The sequence below is a fragment of the Pedobacter miscanthi genome, assembly GCF_032678605.1.
GTDB classification, from domain to species: domain Bacteria; phylum Bacteroidota; class Bacteroidia; order Sphingobacteriales; family Sphingobacteriaceae; genus Pedobacter; species Pedobacter miscanthi_A.
In genome coordinates this window covers 278,223-288,329 of sequence record NZ_JAVTSU010000009.1, presented here as the reverse complement: position 1 = coordinate 288,329, position 10,107 = coordinate 278,223, and the positions used below count along the sequence as shown (strand labels likewise).

Here is a 10,107-nt window from a genome sequence, read left to right as displayed (position 1 = left end):
AGGTAGGGCTAATATTAGCCCCACCTCTTACCGCTGTAAATAAGTTCCGCCAAGTATTGCACCTGATGAAAATTGTGTATTTAGTGTATCCATTTCTTCCTGACTGAAGCCGATTTTCATGGCCTGTATATTTTCTGGTAAACGCGATCTTCTGCTCATACTTACCAATGGCATAATATGATCACCTTGTGCATTTACCCAGGCAATGGCCAGTTGTGTAGGGCTATAACCCTTTTCTTTAGCCATGTTTTTTAATATTTCTACCTTCTCCAGGTTTTTGATCAGGTTTTCTCCCTGGAAACGAGAGAAATGATTATGATAGTCGTTGGCAGCCAATGGAGCTTTCATGTCGCCTGTTAATAAGCCTTCAGCTGTATTGGCAAAAGCCACCACCCCAATGCCAAGTTCTTTTGCCGTTGGCAGAAGATCTTTTTCAATTTGGCGGTCGGCCAGCGAATAACCTATTTCTAATGCAGCAACGGGATGTATCTCATTTGCTTTGCGAAGCTGATCAGCCGTAATCTCCGAAACGCCCAAATGGCGTACTTTTCCCTCTTTAATCAGCTCAGCAATGGTGCCAATCACATCTTCAACCGGTACGCTGCCATCTAACCTGCATGGTTGATAGAGATCGATGGTTTCTATACCCAAACGCACCAAAGAGTAATTGATAAAATTTTTAATAGCCATGGGGCGAAGGTCTAGACCCAGCCACTGGCCATTGTAAAAAATTGCACCAAATTTAACGCTGATAAAAGCATCGTCCCGTCTGCCTTTAATGGCTTTTCCGATAAGCATTTCATTATGGCCGGCTCCATAAAAATCCCCTGTATTGATAAAATTTATACCACTATCTAAAGCAGATTGAATAGTTGCAATACTTTCACTTTCGTCGTTAACCGGCCCTCCCCAAACGGATGACATCCGCATACAGCCTAATCCCAATTTGGAAACAAGCGGTCCGTTTTTACCAAGATTTATTTTCGTTATATTTTCCATAGCAAGCTTTTTTATTATTAGCATAACAAAGATCAACAGTTTTGTGTGCAGTATATTTTCCCTATGGCTCAATTTACTTGTCTGGGAGGCTCAGTTTAATAGCACATTTTCTTTACTTGCACTATTTTATTGTCCTTTTAAAACCTTTTTTAGGTGTTATTGGTTTTATGTGGCAATACCCCCTCAACCATTTAAATTAATCGGATTGGAAACACAAGAAAAACATACAAAGGAGCGGAAGTCATTTTTTCCTAAATTGCTGCTTATACTGGCTCTTGGCCTGCTCCTTGGCGCAGAGGGGTATTTCGGGTTTAGGCTACATCAACTCTCCGACCAGCAAGAACGTATTAAGGAAGATTATTCGGATATCAATAACATTACCTACGGGCTGTTTTCGGTGCAGCAATGGAAAGATAATGTGTCGAAGATTGTGCACCACCAGGTAGGCAATCTCAAAATGACCAAAAAGCAAAAAAAGATATTGCAAAACGAAGTTGAACAGGTATTGCTTGCGTTAATCAATAAAGCAGAGGCCCTTGTTAATAAACCGAAAAAAACCCTGAGCGGGAAAATACAAAAATTTGCCATCCGGAATTTTGTGAACTCTGATAGTATAAAGGCACAAGTGCCCGGTTTTGCAAAAAAAATTATTGCAGAAGTAGATAACCCGAAAAACAAAAAACAGTTAAGTAAAATGGCTATTGGTGAGTTTAACGAACTGGCCAATGAGGAAAAACTGGATAGTGCCTATGTTTTAAATGCTGCTGCTGTAAAAGCGATGTACCATAAATACCAGGTAAGCTCTACCGCGGTGCTGAACAAAAAACTAGTAGCATCACTTGCTGATATCCGCACAAAAACTTATGCATATTCTTTTGGCATGCTCGCCTGTGTGGTGGTTGTACTCGGTTTTTGGTGGGGGCTTCGTAAGCGCAGAGACCTGCATGTTACCCTTTTTGTAATGTCGTTGTTTTTTGCCTTCATTCTCTTAGCTGTAGGATTGACGGCTTCAATGATCGAAGTTGATGCACGGATTCGTTCGCTCGATTTTGTATTGCTGGGCGAACACGTAGTGTTTAAAGATCAGGTATTGTTTTTTCAGAGTAAGAGCATTATGGATGTTGTTCGGGTATTAATCGGCCAGCCAGGAATTGATTCGATACTGGTTGGCATACTAATCCTGGTATTTAGTATTCTTTTCCCTGTAGTAAAACTCAGTTCAACAGGGATTCATCTTTTAGGAAATAAACGTTTGGCTGAAAATGGAATTATTAAATATTTCGCTTTCCAATCGGGTAAATGGAGTATGGCCGATGTAATAGTAATTGCTGTTTTAATGGCCTACATTGGCCTTAATGGTTTACTGGAAGGGCAGCTACAGGCACTTAACATTAAAAATGATTCTCTCACCATTTTAACCACCAATAATACAGCCCTGCAGCCGGGATATATCATATTTATCAGTTTTGTGCTTTATGGCCTCATATTATCCACCATTTTGAAGTTCATTACACCACATGACGTCCATTAAATCCTTTTCATTTCAGCTGTTTGATAATTAATTATGGCAACTACAGAAAATACCACTCAAAATATTCGGGTAAAAAAGAACAGGGGCACATCTTTGATCCTCATTGCAGGGCTTTGCATGCTTTTGTTCGGAGAAGTTTATTTTGGCTACCGTTTCCACCAGCTTTCTGTAGAACAGAAACACATCAAAGAAGATTACAGTTTATCAAACAACATTACTTTTGGCATTTTCTCGGTTGACAGGTGGGGAGAAAAAATTTCGGCAGTTGTTGATCGCAGGGTGCAAGGTTTCAAACTTACTGCAAAGCAAAAAACTGAAATGCGGAAGGAGGTTGAAAAGGAACTGCACGGTTTGGTAAACAAAGCCGTATCAGAAGTAACCAAACCTCAGAAAAGCCTGGGTGGTAAGCTTAAAAAATTAGCCTTTAAAAGTTTTGTAGATGTGGATGAACTTCATGCCCAGGTGCCTTCGTTTGCCAAAACAATTGTAGCGAAAATAACGAGCCCCACCAGTTTAAAAAGGTTAAAGGGCATTGCAACGAGCAAAGTGGATGAACTTGAAGCGCAGACATACGACAGTACAGATACGACCATTACCACGGTTGAGCACAATATTTATCAGAAATACCATGTTGCAAATGCGAAAGCCTTTGATCAGTTGGTAAATGCCAGACTGGCAACAATCAAAAAGGCCAGTTTTCAGTCTGCACTCGGAATGCTGGGTTGTGTAGCCATTGCGTTAATGCTGTGGCTGTTTTTAAGGAAAAAGGTGCAATTGCATGTGCCCTTGTTTATCATGTCGCTGTTATTTGCCGCTATTTTGCTTGCCGTAGGCGTTACTTCGCCGATTATTGAGGTTGATGCGCGCATACAAACACTGGAGTTTGCATTACTTGGAGATAAAATCGCATTTACCAATCAGGTGCTTTTCTTTCAAAGCAAAAGTATATTGGGGATTATAGGCACATTGATTGAACAACCAAAACCCGATGCCGTACTGGTGGGTGTATTGTTGCTTATTTTTGTTGTAGTGCTTCCGCTGTTAAGAATTGTTGCAAGAGGTGTTCATGTATCCTGCGGCCATCTTTTTGGCAGTCAAAAGGCGCTGCGGTTTCTGGCATTCGATCTTGGTAAATGGGATATGGCCGATGTAATGGTGGTGGGTATCGGCATGACTTATATCGGGCTTAATGGTATCCTGAAAAGCCAGCTTTCGGGGCTTAATATGCAGAATGATACATTAAAGACCGTAACCGCGAATAATTCGGCGCTGCAGCTGGGCTTTTGGGTATTCGTAACTTATGTAGTGTATACGATTGTTCTATCTTACATACTTAAACGCATCGATGAACAAAATGGACCTTGTTAAGAGGCCGTCAATTCGAGCGAAGAGCAACGTTGCCGAGAAATCTATTGTAAATCTCTATCCCGAAAATTCAGGACTATGCTTCATCCGATAGCTATCGGATCGAGATGACGACTTGGGTGGGTTTAAACAAAAAACCCTGAAACAAGTTCAGGGTTAATTCTATTTGACCTCCTCGTAGTCTACGAAATCGCCGAGTTTATCTGTTTTACTTTGATCGGGTTTAGGAGGCATATAATCTATCGAGATAGAACCTTCAGGTTTCGACCGCCTTTGTTGTTGTTGCTGCCCTGTTGCCTGACTTTGCATCTTGCCGGCCAGGTTATTAAACAGCATCGGTAGAATCAGTCTGATCAACATTCTGATCAGCCAGAGTACCAATATCGTGATGAAAATGAATTTTACTAATGCCATTCTTTAAATTTACTGTTATTACAAATATAGACGTCACAAAATTTATTTTGTTACTTTTTTAGCCTTTAATTGCAATTTGATTACAATATAATACGCAAATAGGCCTATAATGGTTTTAATGAAACCCTGATAAAGCGATCTTTTCCAGACTTATATTTAATTTTTGCTATTTCTACATCTTTTACAATGTCACTCGAGAGGTAAAAATCATTACGATGATCTAATCTTTTTTCATCGATAAAAACTGGAAGATCATGGTATTTTTTTCTGATTTTATAGGAACTAAGCAGTTCTGCCAGGTTCAATAATTTAACATTATTCTTAAGTGAAATTTCAATTACACCATTATTTGCACTTGGGCCATATTTGTCTGTCCCTTGCTTACCTTTTAACACATTTATAGCCTCTATATCATTTGGCCTGATGTATTCAAATGCATTTGGATAACTAAGTGTAACATTATTAACAACGTATAATGGCTGATTTGCAATGATGCCAGCCCTTGAAGGTGCGCAGATACTGACCTTTGGGCCAGCGTCTGATTTATGATCAGCAGGGTTTCTATTGAGTGCATCAGTTATTTGGGCTGATACGCTAGCCGTTATTACAAAAAATAAAAGAATAAGATAAGTTTGTTTCATTAGTCTTCAACTATTTCAGCTACGCGGCCAACCTGGCCATCTTCGAGCCTGACCTTTATCCCTCTTGAATGAAATGCCGATGAAGTAAGCAGGTCTTTAACCACGCCATAAGTGATGTTGCCCGACCGTTGATCTTTCTTCAAAATAATTCCGACTTCTAACCCTGGATAAATGTCTTTTCTGTTTTGCCCGTCCATTGTGCTGTAATTAGTTGATGATAAAAGCTTCAAAATTCCATAATTATTTTGATTGTTAAGGTAATTTGCTGAAATCTATTTCTGGTTTCTTTCCTGCAGAGGTTCTGGTAAATATTTTTCGTGGTGTGGTGTAATCGTTAAAAAAGCCGCCATTCTTTAAATAAAATGCGCCGTGATCTACACCACCCTGATAATCCATTCTATATGCTTTTGTGCCTGTATTATCGGTTGTAAAACGTGCTGATTTTAATTCGCTCCAAACGCCTTTATCATCCCGAATCCATTGGTTGTCGAACAATACTTTCCGCGATAAATCGCCCTGTACGGGTGAGAAGTTTTCTAAAAAAGAGTGAAAACGTTTTAAGTAAGTTTTGGTTTGTGGTCTGGTGAAACTGGCAATCAGTTGCCATTTATTAGTTTCCGGAGCAAAGAAATAAGCGGTGTATGTGGTAACGCTATCTTTTCCGGGTACGCCATGAAGCAAAAATTTGTAGGTATTTCCAGCTTTCCACATATAATTTAGGTAGCTCTGGCCGCCAGAACCCTCATTGCCAAATTCTCCGGTATGTACACTTTCGCCCTTCTTCAACATTTTAATTTTGTGCGATTCAGGGATGCTTTTCGGGTCGTCGGTATTAAACGGGCTCCATACCGAAAACAAAATATGTCTTTCTGTCGGGCTGTTTACCTGCATGCCAAAATAACCTTCTCCAAAACCACAGGCCATAAAATAGGAACCTAAAATATCTTCACCTTTAGGCACGGTTACTTCGTTGTAATACCATTCTGCATTTACATTTTCTGGCTGTTGGTAATTTAAATGAACGGATGGCCCACGCCTGCCCCAATGGAAAAAATTGCCTTCATTGTTTTTAACATAGGCGATTTTGCCTTCCATAGCAGTCCCTGCGAAGGTTAAAGATTGAATAGAAGGAAAATTTTTACCGCTTTTACTCAGGCCTTTAATGGTGATGGCCACATAGCCCGTATCTTTAATTGTCCACTCGCCAATTTTACCGTCGAAAGATTTGTTTTCATCAAGAACGACCTTTTTAGGTTGATTGTTTAAGGAAAATTCCAAAGTAGATGGTCCCTCCAAAATAGGTTTTTCACCTAATGAAATGACAACTGTTCCAGGTTTCGAAATCCTGAAATAAGCCGTAAAATACTCTTTTGGATCAATCCAGTTTACAATTCCTTTGTTGGATAAGGTTCTTTCAGAATCCTGATGTAAGGAACTGTAGGCATTACCTGCAAGCGGCAGGGAAATAGTTGTAGAATTTTGGGCCTGACTTTTCAGACCGATTGCGCAGAGTACGATCAGCGCTACGAGTTTAAAAGATTTCATTGAATGGTTTTTAGATAACTTATTGAATTGCAATTGTAATCCAAATTTATCTAAAAACCATTGTTTTAAACCAAATCGTTACTTAGGGAATTTTTCGTTAAACATTTTTTCCAATGCAAACATTTCATCACGGAGTTTCGCTGCCTGTAAAAAGTCCATATCTTTTGCAGCTTTTTGCATATCCTTACGGGTGTTGTCAATTGCCCGTTGCAGTTCAGCTTTACCCATATATTGTACAATCGGATCTGCTGCAATACTGATTTCGGCATTTTCTACATAAGCCCTGGCTTTATTATCACTCGCTTTTTGAGAGAAATCGAGTACCGAAGTTTGTTCTAAAATGGCTTCCCTTGATTTGCCAACCGTTTTTGGCGTAATGCCATGTTCCAGGTTATAAGCAATTTGTATATCCCTACGCCTGTTTGTTTCTGAAATCGTTTTTTCCATACTATCGGTAATGCCATCGGCATACATGATTACACGGCCCTTATCGTTACGGGCTGCACGACCAATGGTTTGGATCAATGATTTCTCCGAACGCAGGAAACCTTCTTTATCGGCATCTAAAATAGCCACGAGGGTAACTTCAGGTAAATCTAAACCCTCACGTAACAGGTTAATTCCGACTAAAACATCAAACTCCCCTAAACGTAAACCACGAAGGATTTCTACCCGTTCCAAAGTTTTAATTTCGGAGTGGATATACCGGGTTTTGATATTTAAACGATCGAGGTATTTGGTTAATTCTTCAGCCATACGTTTGGTTAAAGTGGTTACCAGGATACGTCCACCATCTTTTATGGTAATATCGATTTCGTCTAAAAGATCATCAACCTGATTGATGGCTGGTCTGATTTCGATCACCGGATCTAATAAACCGGTTGGCCTGATTACCTGTTCTACCACCACACCTTCTGATTTTTCGAGTTCATATTCAGCAGGCGTTGCGCTTACATAAATGGTTTGCGGGGCAAGCGCCTCAAACTCGTTAAAATTAAGGGGCCTGTTATCAAGCGCAGCAGGTAGGCGGAAACCGTATTCTACCAGAGATAATTTACGAGATCTATCGCCACCATACATTGCCCTGATCTGTGGAACGGTAACGTGGCTTTCATCAATTACCATTAAATAATCTTCCGGAAAATAATCCAATAAGCAGAAAGGGCGCATGCCGGGCTGTCTTCCATCAAAAAAACGTGAATAATTTTCGATACCGGAGCAATAACCCAGTTCTTTCATCATTTCGATATCAAAATTGGTTCGTTCTTCCAATCTTTTGGCCTCTAATAAATGCCTGTCTGCAATTAATTGGTTTTTACGGATTTCCAGCTCTTCCTGAATTCCCCAAATGGATTGATTAAAACGATCTTTAGGGGTAACGAACAGATTGGCAGGATAAATGGCCATATCTTCGAGTTTTTCTATGGTTTTACCGGAAACCGGATCAATAGCAGAAAGTTCTTCAATATCATCTCCAAAAAAGGAAATGCGATAAGCATGATCCAGATAAGCAGGGTAGATATCTACAGTATCGCCCTTAACCCTAAAAGTTCCGCGTTTAAACTCTGTTGTGGTACGGGAATATAAAATTTCGACCAGGCTATGCAAAAAAGCATTTCTCGAAATCCTTAGTCCTACCCCAAAGCGAAAAACCATCCGTGAGAAATCTTCGGGATTACCCATACCATAAATGCAGGAAATGGACGATACCACAATAATATCCCGCCTGCCACTCATTAATGAAGAGGTAGTGCGCAAACGCAGCTTTTCGATCTCCTCGTTAATACTCAAATCCTTTTCGATATAAGTATTGCTTGATGCGATAAAAGCTTCAGGTTGATAATAATCGTAGTAGGATACAAAGTAGTTTACCGAATTTTCGGGAAAGAAATTTTTAAACTCGCCGTAAAGCTGTGCCGCCAGGGTTTTATTGTGACTTAAAATCAAAGTTGGTTTTTGGGTCTGCTCAATAACATTGGCAACAGTGAACGTTTTTCCAGATCCGGTAACGCCCAATAGTGTTTGATAATGTTCGTTGGCATTTACACCATCTACCAATTGTTTTATTGCACTTGGCTGATCTCCGGTGGGCTGATATTCTGAGGTGATTTTAAATTTCATGGATATATCAAACTTAGTTAAAATTGATCTCTAAATCAATTTTAATGTTCTCTCCTTCGCCGATAAAAACATAAAGGGGCTCGGAGGAAATATACGATTTAGGGGCTAAAAAGTAAAACAGACGAAAGTCAGGAAAGTTGGAGATTGAGCGGTTAATAATAGTTTTATGATTGTATAAATAATTTATGATGAAAATTAGATATTGCTTTTCTAACACTTAAACGGCTATAAACATAGTAAATCGAAAGTTTAACTTTCGATTTACTATGTTTGTGTATATATTTGTTTATGCTAATTATCCGAAATCTTGAAGCACATTTAAAAAATAAACTTAAAAAGTCTCCTGCAATCGCAATCCTTGGCCCACGGCAGGTTGGAAAAACTACTTTAGCAAAAAGTTTAGGTAGCGATTATATCTACCTTGATATGGAAAATCCCCGGGATGTGGCTAAGCTACAGGATGCCTATACTTTTTTAGAAAGCTTGCAAGATTATACCGTAATTATTGATGAGGTTCAATTATTGCCGGAATTATTTTCTTTATTGCGCCCTTTAATTGATACAAAAAGAACTCCTGGAAGATTTATATTGCTTGGATCCGCTTCTCCTGAATTGGTTAAGGGAGTTTCTGAAACATTAGCCGAAAGAATTTCATACAATGAATTATGTCCAATAGGGTTAACTGAATTGCCCGAGGAAATAAACTTTGAGCAACATTGGTTCCGTGGTGGGTATCCTGAATCTATATTGGCAGAAACCAATATGTTGAGTAAAGAATGGATTGATGATTTTATTGTAAGTTATGTAGAAAGAGACTTGGCGAAAATGTTTAACGTAGATTTAGCGCCAACTTTGTTAAGAAACTTTTGGAGTATGCTTGCTCATTTGAATGGAAATTTATTTAATGGAGAGTCTTTCGCGAGATCGTTAGGCGTAAGCGCACCTACTGTTACTAAGTATTTAGATTTTTTAGAGGGAGGGTTTTTGATCAGACGTTTGCAGCCATGGTTTGTTAATTCGAAGAAGCGATTGATTAAGTCCCCTAAGACTTATATAAGGGATACTGGGATTCTTCATCGTTTATTAAATATTCCAGGTTATAACGATCTTTTTGGTCACCCAGCTATAGGCGCATCCTGGGAGGGCTATGTAATTGAGCAGATTTATCAGATGAAAGCAAAGCAGACGGACCTTTTTTTTTACAGGACCCAAACTGGGGCAGAATGTGATTTAATCCTCGTTCAAGGCATTACACCAATAGCATGTATTGAAATTAAACTGTCTAATGCTCCAACAGTATCAAAAGGATTTGTTAGTTGCATAAAGGATCTTGAGCCAAAGTATAAATATATCATTACGCCAAAAAGCGAAACTTATGTGTCGTCAAACGATATAACGGTAACCAACCTGAAAAATTTCTTATTGAATATTTTACCTCAAATTCAATAAAAAATCCCCGTTGATTTTTTTCAACGGGGATGAGGAGAATAG

Annotated in this window: 9 protein-coding genes; 3 read left to right on the top strand and 6 right to left on the bottom strand. The window is 39.2% G+C overall.

Going from position 1 to position 10,107, the window contains the following annotated elements:
* Positions 1-27: 27 nt before the first annotated feature.
* A complete protein-coding gene (locus R2R28_RS15545) occupies positions 28-999 on the bottom strand; it encodes an aldo/keto reductase (RefSeq protein ID WP_316826602.1) in 972 nt (323 codons plus the stop codon).
* Positions 1,000-1,204: 205 nt separating this feature from the next.
* Between R2R28_RS15545 and R2R28_RS15540 the strand changes: the two genes are divergently transcribed.
* Entirely contained in the window at positions 1,205-2,530 is a 1,326-nt protein-coding gene (locus tag R2R28_RS15540; RefSeq protein WP_316826601.1) for a paraquat-inducible protein A, read from the top strand.
* 33 nt (positions 2,531-2,563) lie between these two features.
* Positions 2,564-3,898 (top strand): paraquat-inducible protein A, encoded by a 1,335-nt coding sequence (locus R2R28_RS15535; RefSeq protein ID WP_316826600.1) that lies wholly within the window; start codon positions 2,564-2,566, stop codon positions 3,896-3,898.
* Positions 3,899-4,057: 159 nt separating this feature from the next.
* Here the strand turns inward: R2R28_RS15535 and R2R28_RS15530 are convergent, their stop codons facing one another.
* The 5 genes from R2R28_RS15530 to uvrB form a co-directional block, all read right to left on the bottom strand.
* Complete coding sequence (locus R2R28_RS15530; protein ID WP_316826599.1) at positions 4,058-4,309, bottom strand: DUF4834 family protein; 252 nt, start codon at positions 4,307-4,309, stop codon at positions 4,058-4,060.
* A gap of 104 nt (positions 4,310-4,413) precedes the next feature.
* Positions 4,414-4,950 (bottom strand): TonB-dependent receptor, encoded by a 537-nt coding sequence (locus tag R2R28_RS15525; RefSeq protein WP_316826598.1) that lies wholly within the window; start codon positions 4,948-4,950, stop codon positions 4,414-4,416.
* The gene (locus tag R2R28_RS15520; protein ID WP_090497912.1) at positions 4,950-5,147 is read right to left on the bottom strand and encodes a YwbE family protein; all 198 of its coding nucleotides are present in this window, start codon (positions 5,145-5,147) and stop codon (positions 4,950-4,952) included. The genes R2R28_RS15525 and R2R28_RS15520 overlap by 1 nt, the downstream gene beginning before the upstream one ends.
* 55 nt (positions 5,148-5,202) lie before the next feature.
* Complete coding sequence (locus tag R2R28_RS15515; protein ID WP_316826597.1) at positions 5,203-6,495, bottom strand: DUF3472 domain-containing protein; 1,293 nt, start codon at positions 6,493-6,495, stop codon at positions 5,203-5,205.
* A 78-nt stretch (positions 6,496-6,573) separates the two neighbouring features.
* Positions 6,574-8,616 carry an excinuclease ABC subunit UvrB gene (gene uvrB / locus R2R28_RS15510; RefSeq protein WP_316826596.1) on the bottom strand — a complete coding sequence of 681 codons (2,043 nt, stop codon included), beginning with the start codon at positions 8,614-8,616 and terminating at the stop codon, positions 6,574-6,576.
* Positions 8,617-8,904: 288 nt separating this feature from the next.
* Here uvrB and R2R28_RS15505 point away from each other — a divergent pair, with 288 nt between their 5' ends.
* Entirely contained in the window at positions 8,905-10,065 is a 1,161-nt protein-coding gene (locus R2R28_RS15505; protein ID WP_316826595.1) for an ATP-binding protein, read from the top strand.
* The last annotated feature ends 42 nt before the right edge of the window (positions 10,066-10,107 follow it).

Coding starts and splice junctions, on each gene's coding strand:
- R2R28_RS15525 (WP_316826598.1), bottom strand. CDS start 4,950: ATGAAACAAACTTATCTTATTCTTTTATTTTTTGTAATAACGGCTAGC.
- R2R28_RS15545 (WP_316826602.1), bottom strand. CDS start 999: ATGGAAAATATAACGAAAATAAATCTTGGTAAAAACGGACCGCTTGTT.
- uvrB (WP_316826596.1), bottom strand. CDS start 8,616: ATGAAATTTAAAATCACCTCAGAATATCAGCCCACCGGAGATCAGCCA.
- R2R28_RS15520 (WP_090497912.1), bottom strand. CDS start 5,147: ATGGACGGGCAAAACAGAAAAGACATTTATCCAGGGTTAGAAGTCGGA.
- R2R28_RS15530 (WP_316826599.1), bottom strand. CDS start 4,309: ATGGCATTAGTAAAATTCATTTTCATCACGATATTGGTACTCTGGCTG.
- R2R28_RS15535 (WP_316826600.1), top strand. CDS start 2,564: ATGGCAACTACAGAAAATACCACTCAAAATATTCGGGTAAAAAAGAAC.
- R2R28_RS15515 (WP_316826597.1), bottom strand. CDS start 6,495: ATGAAATCTTTTAAACTCGTAGCGCTGATCGTACTCTGCGCAATCGGT.
- R2R28_RS15505 (WP_316826595.1), top strand. CDS start 8,905: ATGCTAATTATCCGAAATCTTGAAGCACATTTAAAAAATAAACTTAAA.